19 protein-coding genes are annotated in these 19,542 nt (G+C 59.8%); 5 read left to right on the top strand and 14 right to left on the bottom strand.

Annotated elements, in window-relative coordinates:
- Window positions 1-3: 3 nt before the first annotated feature.
- The 10 genes from AB7G19_RS07695 to AB7G19_RS07650 form a co-directional block, all read right to left on the bottom strand.
- Complete coding sequence (locus AB7G19_RS07695; protein ID WP_028150081.1) at window positions 4-318, bottom strand: HPr family phosphocarrier protein; 315 nt, start codon at window positions 316-318, stop codon at window positions 4-6.
- Entirely contained in the window at window positions 311-712 is a 402-nt protein-coding gene (dhaM, locus tag AB7G19_RS07690; RefSeq protein WP_028150082.1) for a dihydroxyacetone kinase phosphoryl donor subunit DhaM, read from the bottom strand. Before dhaM ends, AB7G19_RS07695 begins: the two co-directional genes overlap by 8 nt.
- The gene (dhaL, locus tag AB7G19_RS07685; RefSeq protein ID WP_063981217.1) at window positions 709-1,323 is read right to left on the bottom strand and encodes a dihydroxyacetone kinase subunit DhaL; all 615 of its coding nucleotides are present in this window, start codon (window positions 1,321-1,323) and stop codon (window positions 709-711) included. Before dhaL ends, dhaM begins: the two co-directional genes overlap by 4 nt.
- Window positions 1,320-2,327: an ABC transporter ATP-binding protein gene (locus AB7G19_RS07680; protein ID WP_354080112.1), complete on the bottom strand. Its 1,008-nt coding sequence runs from the start codon at window positions 2,325-2,327 to the stop codon at window positions 1,320-1,322. Before AB7G19_RS07680 ends, dhaL begins: the two co-directional genes overlap by 4 nt.
- A complete protein-coding gene (locus AB7G19_RS07675; RefSeq protein ID WP_063981215.1) occupies window positions 2,320-3,417 on the bottom strand; it encodes an ABC transporter ATP-binding protein in 1,098 nt (365 codons plus the stop codon). The genes AB7G19_RS07680 and AB7G19_RS07675 overlap by 8 nt, the downstream gene beginning before the upstream one ends.
- A 6-nt stretch (window positions 3,418-3,423) precedes the next feature.
- Complete coding sequence (locus AB7G19_RS07670; protein ID WP_085400589.1) at window positions 3,424-3,636, bottom strand: hypothetical protein; 213 nt, start codon at window positions 3,634-3,636, stop codon at window positions 3,424-3,426.
- Window positions 3,633-4,586, bottom strand: coding sequence for a carbohydrate ABC transporter permease (locus AB7G19_RS07665; protein WP_028150087.1), 954 nt, complete (start codon window positions 4,584-4,586; stop codon window positions 3,633-3,635). Before AB7G19_RS07665 ends, AB7G19_RS07670 begins: the two co-directional genes overlap by 4 nt.
- Window positions 4,583-5,542 (bottom strand): carbohydrate ABC transporter permease, encoded by a 960-nt coding sequence (locus AB7G19_RS07660; RefSeq protein ID WP_014492573.1) that lies wholly within the window; start codon window positions 5,540-5,542, stop codon window positions 4,583-4,585. The genes AB7G19_RS07665 and AB7G19_RS07660 overlap by 4 nt, the downstream gene beginning before the upstream one ends.
- Window positions 5,543-5,645: 103 nt before the next feature.
- On the bottom strand, window positions 5,646-6,992 hold the full coding sequence (locus AB7G19_RS07655) for an ABC transporter substrate-binding protein (RefSeq protein ID WP_063981213.1): 1,347 nt from the start codon (window positions 6,990-6,992) through the stop codon (window positions 5,646-5,648).
- 359 nt (window positions 6,993-7,351) lie between these two features.
- Window positions 7,352-9,922 (bottom strand): ATP-binding protein, encoded by a 2,571-nt coding sequence (locus tag AB7G19_RS07650; RefSeq protein WP_085400586.1) that lies wholly within the window; start codon window positions 9,920-9,922, stop codon window positions 7,352-7,354.
- Between the two features lie 785 nt (window positions 9,923-10,707).
- Here AB7G19_RS07650 and AB7G19_RS07645 point away from each other — a divergent pair.
- The gene (locus tag AB7G19_RS07645; protein ID WP_080586612.1) at window positions 10,708-11,130 is read left to right on the top strand and encodes a hypothetical protein; all 423 of its coding nucleotides are present in this window, start codon (window positions 10,708-10,710) and stop codon (window positions 11,128-11,130) included.
- Window positions 11,131-11,494: 364 nt separating this feature from the next.
- Here AB7G19_RS07645 and AB7G19_RS07640 read toward each other — a convergent pair whose 3' ends face one another.
- A complete protein-coding gene (locus tag AB7G19_RS07640) occupies window positions 11,495-11,710 on the bottom strand; it encodes a hypothetical protein (RefSeq protein WP_085400585.1) in 216 nt (71 codons plus the stop codon).
- Between the two features lie 191 nt (window positions 11,711-11,901).
- Here AB7G19_RS07640 and AB7G19_RS07635 point away from each other — a divergent pair, with 191 nt between their 5' ends.
- Window positions 11,902-12,189 (top strand): PilZ domain-containing protein, encoded by a 288-nt coding sequence (locus tag AB7G19_RS07635; protein WP_085400583.1) that lies wholly within the window; start codon window positions 11,902-11,904, stop codon window positions 12,187-12,189.
- 549 nt (window positions 12,190-12,738) lie between these two features.
- Here AB7G19_RS07635 and AB7G19_RS07630 read toward each other — a convergent pair.
- Window positions 12,739-13,116 carry a hypothetical protein gene (locus tag AB7G19_RS07630; RefSeq protein ID WP_201266162.1) on the bottom strand — a complete coding sequence of 126 codons (378 nt, stop codon included), beginning with the start codon at window positions 13,114-13,116 and terminating at the stop codon, window positions 12,739-12,741.
- Window positions 13,117-13,489: 373 nt separating this feature from the next.
- On the opposite strand from AB7G19_RS07630, the gene AB7G19_RS07625 reads away from it, so the two are divergent.
- Window positions 13,490-15,286 (top strand): flavin-containing monooxygenase, encoded by a 1,797-nt coding sequence (locus AB7G19_RS07625; protein ID WP_085400579.1) that lies wholly within the window; start codon window positions 13,490-13,492, stop codon window positions 15,284-15,286.
- Window positions 15,287-15,508: 222 nt separating this feature from the next.
- Here AB7G19_RS07625 and AB7G19_RS07620 read toward each other — a convergent pair whose 3' ends face one another.
- Window positions 15,509-15,970, bottom strand: a complete 462-nt coding sequence (locus AB7G19_RS07620; RefSeq protein ID WP_201266161.1) for a hypothetical protein — start codon at window positions 15,968-15,970, stop codon at window positions 15,509-15,511.
- Between the two features lie 50 nt (window positions 15,971-16,020).
- Here AB7G19_RS07620 and AB7G19_RS07615 point away from each other — a divergent pair, with 50 nt between their 5' ends.
- Complete coding sequence (locus tag AB7G19_RS07615) at window positions 16,021-17,046, top strand: RES family NAD+ phosphorylase (protein ID WP_085400578.1); 1,026 nt, start codon at window positions 16,021-16,023, stop codon at window positions 17,044-17,046.
- 52 nt (window positions 17,047-17,098) lie between these two features.
- The gene (locus AB7G19_RS07610) at window positions 17,099-18,265 is read left to right on the top strand and encodes an MFS transporter (protein ID WP_085400576.1); all 1,167 of its coding nucleotides are present in this window, start codon (window positions 17,099-17,101) and stop codon (window positions 18,263-18,265) included.
- A gap of 410 nt (window positions 18,266-18,675) precedes the next feature.
- On the opposite strand, the gene istB is transcribed toward AB7G19_RS07610, so the two are convergent.
- Window positions 18,676-19,539, bottom strand: a complete 864-nt coding sequence (gene istB / locus AB7G19_RS07605) for an IS21-like element helper ATPase IstB (RefSeq protein WP_441253413.1) — start codon at window positions 19,537-19,539, stop codon at window positions 18,676-18,678.
- Between the last annotated feature and the right edge of the window lie 3 nt (window positions 19,540-19,542).

Below are 19,542 nucleotides of genomic sequence, written 5' to 3'. Positions count from 1 at the left end.
CCGTTAAGCCTCACCAAAACCGTCATGCACAAGCGCAAGCATGGCAGCAAGCGCCACCTCTCCGTCCGGTCCGGCGACCCGGAAATGCAGCGTCGCCCCCTGCGGAGCTTTTACACGCATCACCTTCACCGGACTCTTGGCATCCGTCCAAGGCCCGTCTCCAGAGAGGGCGAGTTCGATCTTTGCGGCAAACCTCTTCGCACACTGCGTGAGCTTGACCGACGGCCGCGCATGAAGTCCGACCTTGTTGACGAGAACCGCCGAGGCGGTCAGCGGCACCGACGTCTCACCTGCCCGGCTGGCGTGGGCATCATGCATAGAATTCCTCCGCGCTACGCTTGACGGCTGCGAGCGATGAGCCACCCGAGGATTCCGTCGCTGCAATCACCGCTCCTTCGACCACCGGAGCATTGCAGACGACGACGCGCGCCCTTCGATCTTCAGCCAACATTTCCACCGCCATCTCGGAATTTGTCTCCGCTCCACCGAGATCAACGAGCACAGCCACACCTGCTGCGGACCACGCCGCCTCGATCGCCTCCAGGATTCCAGCAACATTCGTGCCGAGCCCTCCATCGACATCGCCGCCGGTCCAGGCGAGCGGCACCGCATTGCCCACCATCTGGCGCACCATATCTGCCGCGCCTTCCGCTATCTTGGGGGAATGTGAAACGATAACGATTCCGACATTGCCGCCATTTGGATTGTTCATGACCTTGCCTCGAATTCCAATACTTTGACTGCAGCCCCGATCAACAGGGACGTTGAGCGCGAACCGGGGTCCATGTGACCAATGGAGCGTTCGCCGAGAAAAGAAGCCCTGCCGCGAATAGCGAGCATCGGCGTCGTGCGATCGGCCGCCTGCACCGCTTCTAACGCAATCGCCCGCGCATCGCCGCCTGCAGCCAATACCGCTTGCACGGGCACCAGGACATCCAGCAAGGTTTTCTGTCCTGCCTCCGAGCGTCCGCGCGCCTTTACGGCATTGATTGCCATATCCGTAGCCGCGACAAACTCCGCGCGTGTTGGCTGCTCTGGAAGCGCCTTGCCCAACTCCATGAAGAAGGTGCCAACCAGCGGCCCAGAAGCTCCGCCAACCTTCATGACCAGCGTCATTCCGATCGACTTCAGCATTTCTGGCAGAGACTTGTCCGCAAGGCCGGGCAACGTCGCGAGCACGGCCTCGAAGCCGCGTTTCATGTTCAGCCCATGATCGCCGTCACCGATCGCCTGGTCGAGGCTGGTCAGTTCGTCGGCGTGCTGGATCACCGATTCCGCAAGCGCCCGCACCAGATTCTCCCTAGAGGTCCGATCGAGACTCATGCCGCGACCCTCCCGCCGGCCGCATCGAAGAACAGCGGCCTGTTAAGGCGTAGCGACACGACGTCGCCGACGTCTAACCTCGCCTCAGGGTCCGCCAACGTCACGACAGGTTGGCCACCGAGATCGAGATGGACATGGCTCTGGTCGCCGAGATGTTCGACCCGCGTGACGGTGGCCGACACGTCCCCGCCGCTGCGTGCGATCGCCAGGTGCTCGGTACGAGCGCCAATCGTCTTAACGCCGGGCGGAACGCCGGCAAATAGAGTTGCCGGCAGCAGGTTGATCATCGGCTGGCCGAGCCGGGCAGCGACATAGGCGTTGACCGGGTTCTCGTAAATTTCGCGCGGCGTGCCGATCTGCATCAGCCGCCCGGCCTCCATCACGCCGATGCGCGATGCCATGGTCATAGCCTCGGTTTGATCGTGGGTGACGTAGAGGATCGTCGCGCCGAGATCGATCTGGATGCGCTTAAGCTCCAGGCGCATTTCACCGCGCAGCTTGGCATCGAGCGAAGAAAGCGGCTCGTCCATCAGGTAGATCGAGGGCGAGCGCACCAGAGCGCGGCCAATCGCAACGCGCTGCATCTGCCCGCCCGACAACTGGGTCGCCTTGCTGTGGAGCTTGGCCTCGATATGGAGAAGACGCGCAACCTGTTCAACCTTTGCGCGAATTTCGGCCTCCGGCAGGCGCCGAGTCGGCGCGCGTAGCGCAAAGGCCATGTTCTCGAACACGGTCAGATGCGGGTACAACGAATATTGCTGGAATACGAAGGCGACGTCACGATCCGCCGGCGCATCACTGGTCACATCGCGTCCGTCGATGCGGACCGAGCCGCTGTCGGGCGCCTCTAATCCGGCAACGAGACGCAGCGTCGTTGTCTTGCCGGCGCCGGTCGGCCCCAGCAACGCAACGAATTCGCCATCTCCAATGGTGAGGGACAGATCGACGACGGCTTGCGTCTTGCCAAACGCCTTGGAGACCGCCCCGATCTCGACGTCAGCCATGCTTGCCTCCCTCGTGCAATGCGGTGCGTATTGCCCGTCCCGACCCCTGGTCGAAGAGCGACAACGTATCGGGCCGAAAATCGAGCCCGACATTCATCCCAATCCGAAAGGGCATGCTGGCGGGCGAGCGGGCCTTGAGAGCGCCGTAAGGCGTCGTCACCGTCACGATCTGCGTCGTGCCGAGATATTCCGACCCATAGATCTCGCCCCGCACCATGCCGCTATCGGAAAAACGCACATGCTCGGGTCTGACGCCCAGGACAAGGTCGCTCTCCACCAGAGCCTCGCGTGCGGTGGGTATCGCAACGTCGCGATCCCCGAGCCGGATCGCCTGCGCCCCGGCTTGCAGGCTGCCGCGAAACGGCAGGAAATTCATCGCTGGAGAACCGATAAAGTCCGCGACGAAGAGCGAAACAGGCCGGTCATAAATGTCGCGCGGACTCGCAATCTGCTCGACCACGCCGTTGTTCATCACCGCAATCAGGTCCGCCATTGCCATGGCCTCCAGTTGATCATGCGTGACGTAAACGGTGGTCGCGCCAAGCCGGTCATGCAGCGCGCGCAATTCCTGGATCATCGCCTCGCGCATCTCGGTATCGAGCGCTCCGAGCGGCTCGTCCATCAGGAAGCACTTCGGCTTGCGGACGATCGCCCGCCCAAGCGCGACGCGCTGACGGTCGCCGCCGGTGAGGGTCGAAACCGACCGATCAAGGAGGTGGGAGATACGCAGGATCCGAGCGGCCTCCACCACGCGCCGGTCGCACTCCGCGGCTCCGATGCCCTCGCATTTAAGCGGAAAGCCGATATTGCGCCGGACATTCATGTGCGGATAGAGCGCAAATAGCTGGAAGACGAAGGCGATATCTCGCGCCGAGGCACGGTTCATCGTCACGTCCTCACCGTCGAGCCTGATCGTGCCGGATGTCGGCAATTCCAGTCCTGCAATCATCCGTAGCGTTGTCGTTTTGCCGCAGCCGGACGGCCCAAGCAGACAAAGGAACTGTCCGTCATCCACCGTAAAGCTCGCGCCCTTGACTGCGTGAAACTCTCCAAAGGATTTGTTGAGCGCTTCGACCCTGATCTGTGCCATCGAGCGCTACTCCCGGACCTTCGAGACGATCATGAACATCACCGTCCCAAAGAGAGTGACCGCGAAAGACCAGGAATAAAGCGTTAGAAAAAACGGCTGCATCAGCATGACCACGCCTGCGGCAATGATCGCCGTCGCGATGGCCTCGAGCGGACCGCGCCGCAACATTCTGCTCGTCAGGCTGGCGTGCGGCGTTGACGTGTTCACATCAAGGTTCATTTGCGAACGGCCCCAAAGGTAATCCCGCGCAGAAGATGCTTGCGAAGCAGCACCGTGAACACGACGATCGGCACAAGAAAGATCGTCGTGCCGGCGGCTACGGCCGGCCAATCCTGGCCGCCTTCGCCAATGATGATCGGAATGAATGGGGGCGCGGTCTGAGCGTTGCCAGAGGTCAGAAGCACAGCAAAGGCGTATTCGTTCCACGCAAAAATAAGGCAGAAAATCGCCGTCGCCGCGATCCCCGTCGTCGCCTGCGGTAGAACCACCTTCACGAACGCCTGAAAGCGCGTATAGCCATCGATCATTGCCGCTTCTTCGTATTCACGCGGGATTTCGTCGATGAAGCCCTTGAGTAGCCAGACAGCGAGCGAGACGTTCACCGAAGTGTAGAGCAGGATCATCCCGAGACGGGTATCCGATAGCCCGACGGTCCGGTACATCAGGTAGATCGGGATCGCGACCGCGATTGGCGGCATCATTCTGGTCGACAGAATGAAGAACAGGAGGTCGTCCTTGAGAGGCACGCGGAAGCGCGAAAAACCATAAGCCGAGAGCGTACCGAGCGCGACGGCAAGCACCGTCGAGCCAAAGGCGATGATCAGCGAGTTGATGAAGCGCGGCACGTAGTTCGACGGCCCGGCGACAACCATGTTGCGGCTGCGCGCGATGTTGTCACAAAGCCCCTGCGGCGGCCCCAGCGTCTGGATAAACTCCTGAGTTTGACGCGAGCGTGTTGTGAAGACATTGCAATAGCCTTCAAGGGAGGGCTTGAAGAGGACCTTCGGCGGATAGGAGATCGCATCGTCAGGCGACTTGAACGAGGTGAGCACGATCCATATCAGCGGAACCATCGTTATGATGGCATAGAGTATGACGAGCAGGCCGGCAAAGCGGCGAGTGCCGGTCGACGGTTCGACGACTGAGTGGGCTGCATTTGAGGCGCTCATCTGCTTTTCACCCGGTTCAGCGCCTTGACGTAGATGTTGGCAAGGCCAAACACTGTCACGAACAGAATGATCGCGAAGGCCGAGGAATAGCCGGTTCGCCAACTCTCAAAGGCTGCGCGCTTCAGTGTGATCGAAGCGACTTCCGTGGTCGAGCCCGGCCCTCCTCCGGTCAGGAGGTTGACCATGTCGAACATCTTGAAATTCTCGATCCCGCGAAAGAGCACCGCGAGCATGATGAACGGCAGAGCCATCGGCAGCGTGATCGACCAGAACTGCCGCCAATTCGACGCGCGGTCGACCTCCGCTGCCTCATAAATGTAATCCGGGATCGACCGCAGCCCCGCCAGGCAAATCAGCATCACGTAAGGCGTCCACATCCAGGCGTCGACGATGACGATGGCCCACGGGCTGAGGGTCACGTCTCCCAGCATCTGGAACGACGAAGCGCCGCGCCCCGTGAAGAAGGCGACCACGTAGTTGAACAGCCCGATCTGCGGCTGATAGAGGAAGGTCCAGAAATTGCCGACAACCGCTGGTGAGAGCATCATCGGCAACAGAATGATCGTGGTCCACAGGCCATGGCCACGGAATTTCTTGTCGATCAGGAACGCAAGGCCGAATCCGAGCACAGTCTCGATCAGCACGGTCCAAACCACGAAATGCGCCGTGACCTGCATTGCCGCCCAGATATCCGGATCGGTCAGGATCGACTGGTACCAATCGGTCCCCAGCCATAGCGTCGGCGCGTTCGGCCGATTGGCGCGGTAGTTGGTAAATGACAGGTAGATCGTCCATACCAGCGGGAAGATATTGATCGCCAGCAGCAGCACGATCGTCGGTGTGATGAAGAGCCATGCGAGCGCCTGGTCCGAAAGGCCGCGGATACGACGTATCACGCCTGGTCGGATCGGGACGGCCCGGTAGGTGATCTGCGACGAAGTGCTCAAATCGTTCATGGCCTTGGTCAATCCTGGCGTCGCGATTGTCGACTATGCGACGCCTACGGGTTCTACCGAAGAGAGCCTGGAGCGCGCTCGGCGTGCGCTCCAGGCGTTTGCCCTAGAACTTCTTGCCTTCTTCCTTGAAGATCGCCTTCCAGTCCTTGACCAGGCCATCGAGCGCTTCCTGCGCGGTGCCCTTGTCCGCCACCACGTAGTCATGCACGCGCTTCTGTTCGGCTTGCAGGAGTTGGGCATAGGAAGGCTCGGCCCAGAAGTCGACGACCATTCCCATCGACTTCAAAAACTCGCCGGCAAACGGCGCGCTGTTCGGGAAGCCCGGATCGTTCAACACTGACTTGGCGCAGGAATAGCCGCCCAGCGCCCACCACTTCTTCTGCACATCTCCACCGGAGAACCATTTGATATATTGCAGCGCCTCGGCCTGGTTCTTGGAATAAGAAACGACCGAGATGCCCTGCCCGCCGAGTTGCGTCGCCCGGGTCGCGGGGCCGGCGGGATTGCTGAAGAAGCCGATCTTGTCCCCACCGACGTTCGGATCCTTGTAGAGGCCCGGGAAGAAGGCGAAGAAGTTCATCTGCAGCGCGACTTGCCCCGACTTGAACGCATCAAGCCCTTCGGACATGTAGGAGTTGGAGGCGCCGGGGGGCGTACAGCACTTGTAGAGCTCCTTGTAGGCCTCGAGCCCCTTCACGGCGCCGGGCGAGTTGACGAACCCGTCCATTGAATACGGCTTCTTCGGATCCTGATACTGGAAGCCGTAATCATAGAGGTAGTTCGACACGCCCATGGTGATGCCTTCCGAGCCCCGCTCGGTATAGATCGAAGCGCCATAGACCTTCTTGCCGTCGATCTCGCGGCCCTGGAAGAATTTTGCGATGTCGCGCAGTTCATCGAGCGTCTTCGGCACGGCGAGATCGCGGCCGTACTTGGCCTTGAAATCCGCCTGGATCTCAGGCCGCGCAAACCAGTCTTTGCGATAGGTCCAGCCCACCGCGTCACCCATGGCGGGCAGCGCCCAATAGTTCGGGCTGTTCTTCGGCCACTCGGAATAGCCGACCACTGTCGCCGGCATGTAGTCGTCCATGCTGATTCCTTCCTTTGTGAAGAAATCGTTGAGCTTGACGTACTGACCGTTCTCGGCGGCGCCCCCGATCCATTGCGAATCCCCGATGATGAGATCGCACAGCGAGCCATGCGAATTGAGCTCGTTCAGGAAGCGGTCGGCATAGTTGGTCCACGGCACGAACTCGAACTTCATGCCGACGCCGGTCTTGGCGGTGAAATCCTTCGACAGTTCGACCAAGGCGTTGGCAGGATCCCACGCGGCCCAGCACAGCGTGATGGTCTTGGCCTGCGCATGCGCAGGAGTAGTCCCCACTCCGACACCGAGCGCGGATGCGAGAACTCCGAACGTAGTAAGAAGCGCCTTTACTGTCTGTTTCATAACGCTTTCCCTCCCAGTGGGGCCGGCCATCGACATGGCGCGACTCTCCAACCCGCTCGAATGCTTCGAGCAGAGCGATACAGTCCTTCACGGGCTGAACGACTAAACGGACGTTTCCTCGCGCCTGCCTGGATTCTTAGGGATTCAGCCAAGCTCGATTTGTTTAGTGAAACACTATATACTAAACATTGCAAGCACGCTCTTAAGTCCCTCGGTCTTGGTGCCCCTCGCGACGTCAGGGACTTTGCGTTCGAGCACGGCTGCCTCGACCTGATCCGCAAGAACCGTGAGATGGCTGGCTCTAGAGACGAATACGCATTGTCGCTATGGACGGCGATGCCGTCTGGCTTCGTGCCTGCCTAAACATCTTCTTTCTGAAGAAGAGAATGCAGACGTTGAGCGAGTTCGGACACGCCAAAGGGCTTGTGAATAATCGGGAACTCGTCTGTCGCCCCGTGACGCGCGAGCACGTCTCCCACGTAGCCCGACGTAAGTAATATCTTGATCCTGCTGTTCCGCCGCTTTGCTTCGCGAGCAAGCTCGACGCCATTGGGACCATTCGGCATGACGACATCGCTGAACAGAAGATCGAACCCCTGATCGCTGTCGAGAATTCGGATGGCTTCGGTACCGTTGTGAGCAAGGCGAATCCGATAGCCAAAGCTCGTCAGCATTGCAGACACGACTTCCAACAGATCTTCATTGTCCTCGACCAAAAGAATTCGCTCGGAACCTCCCGGCATAGCCCGGGTCTGTTCAGTTTCCACCTCGTCGCGAGCCTCCTGATTGGCTCTCGGCAGGTACAGCGAGATCGTGGTGCCGGCGTTAGGGGCACTTTCGACTGAAATATAGCCACCGGATTGCCGGACAAAGCCATACACCATGCTGAGACCGAGGCCAGTGCCCTTGCCAACTTCCTTGGTAGTGAAGAAGGGCTCGAAAATCCGGTCTCGCACCTCGGGAGACATCCCCTGCCCCGTATCCGAGACGGACAGCCTCACATATGATCCGGCCGGACATCCAGCGACGACTTCCCCATCCAGAACGACGTTCCGCGCCTCGATCTCGAGCACTCCGCCGCCCGGCATCGCATCGCGGCCGTTCAGCGCTAGATTGAGAAGGGCAGTCTCCAGCAGGGATGGATCCACCTGACAGAGCCACAATCGCTCGTCGATCTTCAGCCTAACCTCGCATTCTGCGCCGACCGCCTGACGGACGAGCCCCTGGAAGTTGGAGATCAGCTCGTTGGCATTAATCAGTTTAGGGTTGAGCTTTTGCCGTCGAGAGAAAGCGAGGAGCTGTGCGGTGAGCTTCGCCCCCCGGTCGGCGGCACGCCGCGCAGTCGCGGCGAAGCGCCGGATCTTGCCGTCATTTGCCGCGCGCTCGATGAGATCAAGGTTTCCCGAAACGACGGCAAGCAGGTTGTTGAAGTCATGGGCAACACCGCCCGTGAGCTGTCCGACGGACTCCATCTTCTGGCTCTGATGAAGCTGCTCCTCGATGCGCTGGCGCGCCTCCACAGCATGCTTTTGCTCGGTGACGTCTCGAAAGAAGATCGCGATCCCTTCGCCAGAAGGAAACGCGTTGATCGCATACCATGCGGCACGACGAGGACAGTGCGCTTCGAACGAAACCGGACGGCGGTCCGACATGACTTCCCGAAGCTGCTCGACGATTCCCGTATCGGCGGCATCCAGAAGCGACGCCTGCAGGTGCATTCCAATCAGATCACGCCCCTGAGCGATCTGAGACCAGGCCCTCTGGTTGAAGAAGCTGATCCGCCAATCGTGGTCGACGATCACGACGCTGTCTGTCGTGCTTTCGAAGAGCATCGTAAGCCGGGCCGCGGCGTCCTCGGCCTTCTCTTTTGCGTCGGACAATTCCTGCTCGCGGCGATCCAGCGCATCGGCCATGGTGTTGAAGGCGCCGGCTACGCCTGCGATTTCAGAACTGCCGCGGATGTTCACACGGCGAGCATAGTCGCCGAGGCGCCATCGGTTCGCGGCGTCAACTAATAGTCCGAGCGGCCGATGGATGAATTGCCGGGCGCCGAGCAGCGTCAGGCCCAGCACCATCATAGCGCTGAGGGCGATGAGGAAGATGTCGTGTCGGGTCCGGCTCTGGATCTCGGCAAAGGCGTTCGCCTTGTCGAGGCCGAAGCTGACCCGAAGTCCCCCAGAATCGGGCCCAAGAGCCGAGAAACCCACGATCCTCTCGACGCCGTCGACATCTACCAGGTCGGCTGCGAGACCGTCGCCATACTGCCTCTCATCACCAGCGCGAACCAATTTCTGACCGACAAATCGGTCATTGTCCGGATAGCGGGCAAGGTAGGTGCCGTTGCGATCGGTGATGGCCAGCGCGTCTCCCGCCGGAACACCCGCGCGCGCGATGTAGTCCGCTAACCAGTCCAGGCCGAGAGGCGCAATGATGACGCCCCCTGGCTGACCATCATCTCCGTAGAAAGGCAGCGCAAACTGAATGAGTTTCCGATCGACGGACAGACCGATCGAGAATTGTCCCACCGTAAACGCACCCGTCTTCAACGCATCCGCAAAGTAGGGACGCCCGGAGACATTCACCGGCTTGCGATCTGTGTTTGTATCGCAGAAGGGCTGGCCACTCAGATCGGTAGCGACGAAAGTGAGGAAAGCCGGAAACCGGGACCTCATCCCTGCCATCGCCGCATTGCACCCCTTGCTATCTTTCGCCTTTATCGCAGGGAGTTCGGACAGCGCAATCAGGACCTGCCGAATGCCCTGAACGATCTGTTGCTGCTGTTCGGCGGCGAGCTTAGCGAGACCGAGCGCCTGATTCTGTACGTCCACCTGGCGCGCGCGTCGAAGGTTAACTTCGTTGTACGCCTGAATCGAGATAGCGGGCAATAACGCGACTGCGACAAGCGCCAACAGGCGCGACAAGATGGTCATTCTCTGCCGTATTCAAATCGTCCCGGAGCTTGCTGTGCATTTCAATCCCAATGGGGATACGCTTATAGGCGTTCGTCATTCCAATCACGATCGTGAGAACCACGAGTGACCGCTCGTTGAACATGCGCGGCGGCGCGAGCTTCATCCGCGCCCGCTTTCAAATGACACTTGTTGCATCTTCGCCCCTGCAATCCCGCCCTACTCGCGAGCGCCATGACATCGCGCGGTGGTACAGCCAAAATCGACAATCTTGGTACTGTTTTTTTGAGCGGGCATCGCGCATCTATCTGCCAAGACCAACGGCAACTCGGATGTAACTTCGACCTGTGGCACGACGATTCGAATGCGTCGGGCGCGATCGCGCCACGGCGTCGGAATATTGCGTCGGTAATTTAGACCAAACCTACTTTGCTTAAAGCACCACCTTGCTTCATGATCGCTCATGAAATGCCAGGCGATCACAGATCCGATCTGGACCGCGGCAGCGATACCGGCAAGCGCCGGTACTTCATGGCCCAACCATCCTGGAAAAGCTGGCGGTGATGGAGTTATGGTCTAACGAAGCGGCGGATGTGTTTCGGTAACGGAAGGAGCCACCTGGATCGATTCCGTTACAAGCGCCTTTATCTCGTCGAAGTCTGCCTTTGACCCTCCAGGCACGGTTAACCTTGGCGGTTAGGCTTACCGAGCAAGCATCTCCGCGAGAAGCTTGACGGCCGATCTATGAGCCGTTGGCCAGAACCGATAGATTGCAAGGATTGAGTCGTTGCGTTCGAGTGGCGCGCGTGAGTTTTCAGCTTTCCATTTTGAAGATTTTGGCAGGGCAGCCAGACGGCCGGGGAAACCTTGAGCTTATCAAGCTGCATCTCGCGGTTTTCTATACGAGCGGCCCTGAATGGACGTTGCGTATGAAGCGTCTCGCTGAACTTGCGCCGGATCTTGATGCGTTCAGCCAAGGACTCATCACTCGTGAACGCGGCGCATGGACTATCACGAACCAAGGACGCGACTTCCTTGCCAAACTCGAGGAGGCTGCCTTGGGTGCAACGCCGGCCATACGGCCCCCCGACCCAGCCGAGCCGGTTGAGGTCGAGCAAGCCTCGCCAATAGCTCCTCCAGCGGCGGCTTCTCTGCCGAAAGTACTGGAGCGATCGCACGGGCGCCCCCAAGGCAAACACCGCAAGAACCATCGCAAACGATCGGCTTAAGTCGCGTAATTGCGCGAGTGTTGTTCGGACACCTTTGTGGGCGAACCTAAGAACCAAATCACCAGATCGGCGTTATCCCGGCACTATGGAGCCGTTTCGCGGAGGTCTAATGATGGACCCGAATCGAGCAGCTTTACTCCTATCTGCTATCGCTCTGGCCATCGCCATTGGATCGGCAATCACGTCAGAGCGCCTCGATACTCGTACGGCCAGCAACGACGCAGCTCCCGGAACGGTAGGCCTCGCTAGGCCACACCCGCCGCTGGACCGTGCGGCAGGTGAACCGATACAAATGGTAGGCGGGCCGCCTGGCGCGAGTATTCGGCAGCGTCCCTGACCGAACACTGGCCACCCAGCGAGAGCGCTACCGAAGCTCCTTGATGTGGCCGGTGCTGTCGACGATGAGCGACCGCTCCGTACCCTCCTTGATTGCTCGGTAGGTCTTGATCTTGCCGCTCGGGACCTCCTGAATCTGCGAATAGCCCGCGGCAGGTAGCTTGGCCTCAATCTCCCCCTGCGTCAGGGCGAACACAGGCGAGGACGCCCCCACCGTTACAACAATGGCAATGACTGATCGCATCGTTCGCCTCCTGGCACCGCCAGAGGATGCGATGGCTCCGACCGTTTTTGGCGGCACGCACTGTCTCACTGAAGTTCGCCAATTTTCGCTAGCGATTAGTCGAGCTGCAAAGCGCGAATCGCTAACCCTTGTTAATCATTGGGGCACACGCTCTACGTCAGATATTTCATACTTCTATTTTTTTGCCGCGCATGGCCTTTGGTCGAAGAAAATCGGACCGTGTTCAATTTGCCCATCAGCACGCCGTCAACTTGATGGCTGTGGATGGCACTTGGAGCCGAGTCTGCGTTCTCAAAGACATTTCAGTAACGGGGGCAAAGCTAGAGGTTGAGGGCTCGACTGACGTCCTAACCTCGCGAAAGTTCTTCCTAGTTCTATCGTCAACGGGCCTCGCATTTCGTCGCTGTCAGTCGGTCTGGTTGGATCGACCAGCCGCTGGCGTGCATTTCATCCACGATAAGAGGAAGTCTGCGTCGTGAGCGCCATGCAAAACATGGAGCTGATCGTCCAGCGCAGCTTGCCTACTCTTGACGTAGAGTCCCTTGAATGTTGTGAGGCGAAAGAAGCACTTTTCCGAAGCAAAGACGGCTTTATGCTCTATCTAACAGATGGAGCCCCACCGCCTCTTGGTAGGGAGCGACTGGTCCCATTGAGTCTTCGTCAGGCACTCCTCTGGCTAAACGAAAACCAACTCTCCGAGGCTGGGTCTTTCTGGGCATAGCGGAGAGCAGCTTAGCTGCAATACCGACAAAACCAAGTTTGCGTCTGGGCCCAACCCGCTTAAGCAGCTCGCGGAGTTGCGGATGGAGCATCCCCGCGCGAGACCGCAATCGCATTGAGGCCACTCCGGATCCTGCCTTCAAATCACTTCCGCCGATGCTGTTGGCTTACGTTCTCAACCAGGCCCTGATCACGATCCGCCACCGGGTGCTGTTCTGGGAGCGTCTCGGACGGGTTGGGGCACGCTTATTGCTCCCCGCCCTCACGCGACGCGCATCAACTCGGCGTCACGCCAATGCTCGACCCACCTACTTGATCGTCGCGTGCACTGTGATGACCGACGTGCCAGAAGCCTTCGGCCCCTTGCCGGTTGCTTTGATGGCAAAGGTGTCACTTCCTTTGTATCTCGCCTTCGTCCTGTACTCGTAAGTCGCAACGTTGAGCTTCTTCAGTTTGCCGTGTGCTGGCTTTTGCGAGATTTCCGAGCTACTCGCCGCGCCGCGCAACGTGATCGGGAAGATGCAACTGTCCCCAGACGCGACGCTGATGTCGCCGGTCGAGTTCTCGCCCCAATCCGCCAATTCCATTGATCTGGAACATTCCGAAGCCGCCAGGACGATAGAAACATAAGTTGGGCTGGAAGCTCCCGCGACAAGCGCCAAAGTGGCAAGGCTAGACAATCGCATCGTTGATCTCCCGGATCATACCGCAGCTTAGCGCGAATCGGTGAGCAGTAGTTTCGTTGATTTCAGTGGGGGACTGGCATCGGGTTGCAGTCCGCCGAATCATGGCGATCGTGAGCTGTCCGGGGTAGTGGACATGCTCTGCCCCTCCGTTACAGGAGCCTGCGGGCCAAATTCCGGACGCATGCACCGCAGCAAATAGAGCTCTTAGTCTACCCCATCGTCGGTGGGCGAAGCGGCGTTGTTGCAGGCGAGCGCTGAGAGGCGCTGAAGCCGACCGGGAACCCTGCCGCGCGAGTCTGGATTCCCGCGATGGTTGGAGTAAGGTCGTGCGAGCCTGCGCGGAACAATTGCAAACGACATCCGGGAGGAAGTGATGCTCGACACCACGCTTAGCGCGCGCGTCCAGGTTTTCCTCGACAAGTTTGAAGCCGCGCTTGCGGCGGGCGATCTCGACGCCGCCGTAGGGATGTTCGCTCCGGAATGCTACTGGCGCGACCTCGTTACCTTCACCTGGAACATCAAGACCATGGAAGGCCGCGATCAGGTCCGCGACATGCTCGCGCATTGCCTCGCGCATGTGAAGCCGCGCAGCTGGAAAATCGCCGAGGGTGAAACGCCAACCGAGGCCGGCGGCGTGACCGAATCTTGGATCACGTTCGAGACCGAGGTCGCGCGCGGATATGGACTCATCCGCCTGCAGAACGGTCAGATCTGGACGCTCTTGACGACCATGGCCGAACTGAAGGCCCATGAGGAAAAGGCTGGCTTCAGCCGACCGCTCGGCGCCAGGCATGGCGTCAATCCCGGCGCCAAGACCTGGAAGGAACTGCGTGACGAGGAAGTAGAGCAACTTGGCTTCAAGAGCCAGCCCTACGTGCTTGTCATCGGCGGCGGGCAGGGAGGCATTGCGCTCGGGGCCCGGCTGCGCCAACTCGGTGTGCCGACGATCATCGTCGAAAAGAACGCACGCGCCGGCGATTCCTGGCGCAACCGCTACAAGTCGCTCTGCCTGCACGACCCCGTCTGGTACGATCACTTGCCCTACATCGATTTCCCCAAGAACTGGCCTGTGTTCTCGCCCAAGGACAAAATCGGCGATTGGCTGGAAATGTACACCAAGGTCATGGAGCTGAACTACTGGACGAACACCACGGCCAAACGCGCCAGTTGGGACGACACCAAGAAGGAATGGACCGTCATCGTCGAACGCGATGGCAAGGAGATTACTCTGCGGCCCAGGCAGCTTGTGTTCGCGACCGGCATGTCGGCCAAGCCGAACATGCCGAAAATCAAAGGCATGGAAACGTTCAAGGGCGAGCAACACCATTCCTCACGCCATCCCGGCTCAGGCGGCTACAAAGGCAAGAAGGTGGTGGTGATCGGCTCGAACAATTCGGCCCATGACATCTGCGCTGCGCTGTACGAGGCCGGCATCGACGTAACGATGGTGCAGCGCTCGACGACCCACATTGTGCGCTCGGATTCGCTGATGGAGAGTATCGGCGATCTTTATTCCGAACGCGCCGTCCGCGGCGGAATGACGACGGCAAAGGCCGATCTGATCTTCGCTTCACTGCCCTACCGGATATTGAATCAGTTTCAAAAGCCGGTCTACGACAAGATCCGTCAGGACGACGCCGCTTTCTATGCCGGGCTGGAGAAGGCCGGCTTCAGGCTCGACTTCGGTGACGACGATTCCGGGCTATTCATGAAATATCTGCGCCGCGGCTCGGGCTATTACATCGACGTCGGCGCCTCACAGCTTATCATTGACGGCAAAATCAAACTGTTCGCTGGACAGGTCGAGGAAATCACGCCCAACGGCGTCAGGCTCGACAACGGCAAGGAATTGCCGGCGGACGTGATCGTCTATGCCACCGGCTACAGCTCGATGAACGGCTTTGTCGCCGATCTCGTGAGTCCGGAAATGGCCGACAAAGTCGGCAAGGTCTGGGGCCTCGGCTCGAGTACGACAAAGGACCCCGGCCCATGGGAAGGTGAGCAGCGCAACATGTGGAAGCCGACGCAGCAGGAAGGCCTATGGTTCCACGGCGGCAATCTGCATCAGTCGCGACATTACTCGCAATTCCTTTCCCTGCAGTTGAAGGCGCGCTACGAGAGCATCCCGACGCCGGTCTACGGCCTGCAGACTGTCCATCACAAGGCCTGAAATTGCCGAGGGCACAGCGGGGCTCGCGGATTGCGAGCCCCATGCCATTTCCGGGTCTCCGCACTCGCCGGCGCAATGGCCGCCTTGTCAGCGCGCAGCAGAAAGGGCTCGGGAATGGTTAGGCCAAGTGCCTTCGCACTCTCCGGGTGTCATCGAAGCTGGTGACAGGGAGGTCACCGGTTCTGAGAGAATTCCCCTCGCCAGTGGAATTGGACCTTCTATTTAGACACGGTTGAGAGCGCAGTTCTCAGTGGTTTGCGGGCTGAATTGAGCGCGCCGAAAGTTATTGCGGAGTACGTGCGTACTTATCTCGAAGAGCGAAAGCGCCTCGCAATCACATCGAATGGAAAAAGGCAGCGTCTCGAACAACAGCTTAGACAGTTGAATCGAGAAATCGAACGACTGGTGGATGCGATCGCAAAAGGGCACGGCGATCCATCCATTCTCGGTCCGCGATCGACCGCCCTCGGCGCCGAACGCGAGCGAATAAAAGACGCATATTGCCGCTTCGGCCCAGCAATCTGCCCCACTCGCGAGCGCCGTGCCATCGCGCGGTGGTACAGCCAGAATCAACGATCTTGGTACTGTTTTAAGAGCGCGCATCGCGCATCTATCCGTCATGACCAACGGCAGATGCAACTTCGACCCGTGGCACGACGGTTCTAAAGCGGTGGGCGTGATCACGTCAGCCGTCTTTGCTCGGCCAAGGCGCGGTACTTCTCAGGAGAACACGAATGACTCTAGGTACGGGATGGCGCAGCTTGGCGAATTTACTCAAAGCTGAGGCGCGCTTATTCAGCCCGAAAGCAGCGGAAAATCTCGCATCGTTCTTCGATTGCATAGGCGAACTGGAAGCGCGCGAAGGCCACCCGCTCATCTTGGATGCTGGTCCTCGAACGGATTTCCCTACCCTTTATCGCGCCCGGGTCTTTCAATCTGACGACAAGCTAAAAGCAGCCCTCACCAGGCCAGACATCCACCTCGGCTCACCGCCAGTGCCCTCAGCGGCGGCCGGTCGCATGAATGCGCGCGGTATCTTGGCTTTCTACGGTGCAAACAATCAGAAAGTGGCTGTAGCCGAGGTGCGGCCACCTGTTGGTAGTCGGATCGCGGTGGCTCAATTCGAGATCATCAGAACGCTTCGACTGCTCGACGTGACCGCCCTCGGTGACGTCCGCATCACTGAAGGCCTTGCTGATTGCGGGCTGGCTGGGAGGATGGAGGGCGCCGTTTTTCTGAAGTTGCTAAGGTCACGTCTCACGCGGCCGGCAATACCCGATGACGATGGGTCTGAGTATCTCGCAACGGAAGCCATGGCCCATTTTCTTGCGACAGAGGCCTCGGCGCCTATTGATGGCATCATCTTTCCATCAGTACAGGCGGTCGGAGACGCTTTTAATATCGTCCTTTTTTACGGGGCGGCCCGTGTTGAGCCCATGAACGTGCCAGAGGGGGCAGAGATCAGCGCGAGCACGGGCCGTTGGGCAGAGGATGGCTGGGTGGACGACTACGAGGTGCTTGAGAAAGTTCCGTCAACTCAGGGGGACGTTGATAACAACGAGCAAGAGCCGACATGCCCCGCCGTTACAACCGCGAAAGCTGCGCCGGCTGCCCCTCGCGATGCTAATTGGCGCGACTATAGTCTACGCATCATGCCCGAAAGCGTGCGGGTGCATCGCGTAAGGAGCGCGGAATTCGCCACGGACAAATTCGCGGTGAAACGACGGCGTCAGGAAAAGCACGGCAGCATCGATATTTAGGCGGATCGAGGCAATCGTAGAACACACGTGTTCCAATGTACGAGGGCTCGGTGTGCCTGGATCGCTAAACTCACTGCTCTGGTTGACACTCGGCGCTTTCGCGATCGGAACCGAAGGCTTCATGATTGCCGGACTGTTGCCACGCTTGGCGCGAGACCTGGATGTCACCCTGCCCGCCACCGGCCACCTGGTCACCGCCTTCTCCCTCGCTTACGCCATAGGCGCCCCCACGATAGCCATGCTGACCGCCGGACTGGAACGGCGGCGCTTGCTCGCCATCGCCATGGCAGGGTTCAGCATTGCGAATCTGCTCGCCGCATTGGCACCGAGCTACGCCGAACTGCTGATAGCTCGGTTGCTGCTGGCCCTATCTGCCGCCAGCTTCATGCCGGCCGCCGGCGGATATGCAGCCGCACTGGGTGGACCGGAGCGGCGGGGTCGGGCTTTGTCAATGGTCACCAACGGGCTGACCTTGGCAATCATCGCCGGCGTGCCGCTCGGAGTGCTGGTCGGAGAAAGCTTCGGCTGGCGCGCGACCTTTCTCAGCGTCGCAGGGCTGGCGACACTCTCGCTGCTCGGGACCCTCGTGGGAATGCCGAGTCAGCCGCCCGTTTCCACTGCGGGTCTCGGAGGGCGTTGGGCACTAGCCAAGCGCCCCGACATGATGGCGATCCTGGCGACCAGCGTGCTGACGGTCTCTGCAACCTTCACGCTTTATACGTACCTGGGCGTCTTCCTCGCAGATGTCGCCGGGATCAGACCTCAGGGCCTGGCTCTGGTGTTATTCGGCTTCGGAGTCGCCAGCGCGGCCGGTACCCGGCTCGGTGGCACCGCGGCGGACCACTGGGGTGCGGACAATGCAGTGATCGTGGGCGGTGGCCTTACTGCTTATCCTGTCCTCTCGCTGGGCGCGGCGCTCGAGCCTGCGCGAGCCATGCTCGTTATCTTACCAGCCATTCCGCTCTGGGGCTTGGCCAGCTGGGGCCTGATGACGGCACAGCAGGCGCGGCTGGTCGCGCTAAGCCCAGCTCTGGCCGCGGTCAGTCTGTCGCTGAACTCGTCGGCCATTTATCTAGGCAGCGCTACAGGCGCGGCCATTGGCGCGCTGGTCATCGCCCATGGCGGAGTGGATTGGCTCGGCTGGGTGGCGGCGGCGTTCGGCGTGGCCGCACTGCTGTCGGTGCTGGCTAGCGGCCGCGCCTCCCCACCCCGAGGTTGAGACGTTGGATATCGGCTGGAGCGGCGTCTTCTGGCCTTTAGTAGACACGCTGCGCTCGAAACGGTCGACCTCTGACCCTGGCTGTCCGAAAACGCCGCGCTTGATCGTATTCAAACAGGCGCCCTTGTCCTCAAGCAACCATCCACCCCACTATCACACACCGGATTTGATTGATCTCGGATCCGTGCAATCCATGCTCGGACGTACGAAGGCTCACCCTGCTTTTAAACTGTAGAGTTGAATGGGCTCTTTGTAGCCTCGAAGCCGATGCTTGCCTTCACTCGTGAAAGCTTTGGCGAGGTCGAAGCTACCCTCCGCAAGAAGACATCGTATAAAATCGCCAGTGACGAGCACCGTCGCATCAAGAACCCGGCAGTAAGCTTCGACACGGCTCGCGATGTTCACAGCTGTCAATCGGCCTGTAAATTTGACCCCTCATCGGCGTCCAATTGTGACCCCTTCGTGCGCCGCGGTTTGACGGTAGCGCTCGGCTCGTTGGAGCTGGCCGGGATAGCGGAGACGAGACGAGCGCGGGTGGCGTGATCGTCGTCGCGGCTTTTGAAGCGCCAGCTGTCATTGCCGGTCTCGACGATGTCACAGTGATGGGTCAACCGATCGAGCAGCGCGGTGGTCATTTTGGCGTCGCCGAACACGCTCGGCCATTCGCCGAAGGCGAGATTGGTGGTCACGATGACGGAGGCGCGCTCATAGAGCCGGCTGACGAGGTGGAAGAGAAGCTGGCCACCGGACTGGGCGAAGGGCAAATAGCCGAGTTCATCCAGCACAATGAAGTCCATCCGGGTCAGATGCTCGGCGAGCCGTCCTTGCCGTCCGTTGCGGGTCTCGGTCTCGAGGCGATTGACGAGGTCGACTACGTTGAAGAAGCGGCCGCGGGCACCGGATCGGATGCAGCTTCTGGCGATGGCAATGGCCAGGTGGGTTTTGCCTGTGCCGGTGCCGCCAACCAGCACGACGTTGCGTTGTTGGGCGATGAAGCCGCCGCCAGCAAGATCATTGACGAGAGTCTGATTGATCGGCGTGCCGTCGAACTGGAAGTCGGCGATGTCCTTGGCAAGCGGAAGCTTGGCAATGGTGAGCTGGTATTTGATCGACCTGGCTTGCTTCTCGTTGATCTCGGCGTTGAGCAGGTCGCCGACAATGCGCTGAGGTTCGTGCTGGCGCTTGACGGCAGTTGCCATGATCTCGTCGAAGGCAGCCTTCATGCCGTAGAGCTTGAGTTCGCCCATGAGGTCGAAGATTTGGGTTCGTTCCATCAG

The sequence above is a fragment of the Bradyrhizobium sp. 215_C5_N1_1 genome, from assembly GCF_052075935.1.
Classification (GTDB): domain Bacteria; phylum Pseudomonadota; class Alphaproteobacteria; order Rhizobiales; family Xanthobacteraceae; genus Bradyrhizobium; species Bradyrhizobium barranii.
Note: the sequence above shows the minus strand (reverse complement) of the source record. Positions and strands in the feature narration are given on the sequence as shown.

What these genes read in the sequence shown, in the direction of transcription:
- AB7G19_RS07695 (WP_028150081.1), bottom strand. Translation starts at nt 318, where the DNA reads ATGCATGATGCCCACGCCAGCCGGGCAGGTGAGACGTCGGTGCCGCTG.
- dhaM (WP_028150082.1), bottom strand. Translation starts at nt 712, where the DNA reads ATGAACAATCCAAATGGCGGCAATGTCGGAATCGTTATCGTTTCACAT.
- dhaL (WP_063981217.1), bottom strand. Translation starts at nt 1,323, where the DNA reads ATGAGTCTCGATCGGACCTCTAGGGAGAATCTGGTGCGGGCGCTTGCG.
- AB7G19_RS07680 (WP_354080112.1), bottom strand. Translation starts at nt 2,327, where the DNA reads ATGGCTGACGTCGAGATCGGGGCGGTCTCCAAGGCGTTTGGCAAGACG.
- AB7G19_RS07675 (WP_063981215.1), bottom strand. Translation starts at nt 3,417, where the DNA reads ATGGCACAGATCAGGGTCGAAGCGCTCAACAAATCCTTTGGAGAGTTT.
- AB7G19_RS07670 (WP_085400589.1), bottom strand. Translation starts at nt 3,636, where the DNA reads ATGAACCTTGATGTGAACACGTCAACGCCGCACGCCAGCCTGACGAGC.
- AB7G19_RS07665 (WP_028150087.1), bottom strand. Translation starts at nt 4,586, where the DNA reads ATGAGCGCCTCAAATGCAGCCCACTCAGTCGTCGAACCGTCGACCGGC.
- AB7G19_RS07660 (WP_014492573.1), bottom strand. Translation starts at nt 5,542, where the DNA reads ATGAACGATTTGAGCACTTCGTCGCAGATCACCTACCGGGCCGTCCCG.
- AB7G19_RS07655 (WP_063981213.1), bottom strand. Translation starts at nt 6,992, where the DNA reads ATGAAACAGACAGTAAAGGCGCTTCTTACTACGTTCGGAGTTCTCGCA.
- AB7G19_RS07650 (WP_085400586.1), bottom strand. Translation starts at nt 9,922, where the DNA reads ATGACCATCTTGTCGCGCCTGTTGGCGCTTGTCGCAGTCGCGTTATTG.
- AB7G19_RS07640 (WP_085400585.1), bottom strand. Translation starts at nt 11,710, where the DNA reads ATGCGATCAGTCATTGCCATTGTTGTAACGGTGGGGGCGTCCTCGCCT.
- AB7G19_RS07635 (WP_085400583.1), top strand. Translation starts at nt 11,902, where the DNA reads ATGGCCTTTGGTCGAAGAAAATCGGACCGTGTTCAATTTGCCCATCAG.
- AB7G19_RS07630 (WP_201266162.1), bottom strand. Translation starts at nt 13,116, where the DNA reads ATGCGATTGTCTAGCCTTGCCACTTTGGCGCTTGTCGCGGGAGCTTCC.
- AB7G19_RS07625 (WP_085400579.1), top strand. Translation starts at nt 13,490, where the DNA reads ATGCTCGACACCACGCTTAGCGCGCGCGTCCAGGTTTTCCTCGACAAG.
- AB7G19_RS07615 (WP_085400578.1), top strand. Translation starts at nt 16,021, where the DNA reads ATGACTCTAGGTACGGGATGGCGCAGCTTGGCGAATTTACTCAAAGCT.
- istB (WP_441253413.1), bottom strand. Translation starts at nt 19,539, where the DNA reads ATGGAACGAACCCAAATCTTCGACCTCATGGGCGAACTCAAGCTCTAC.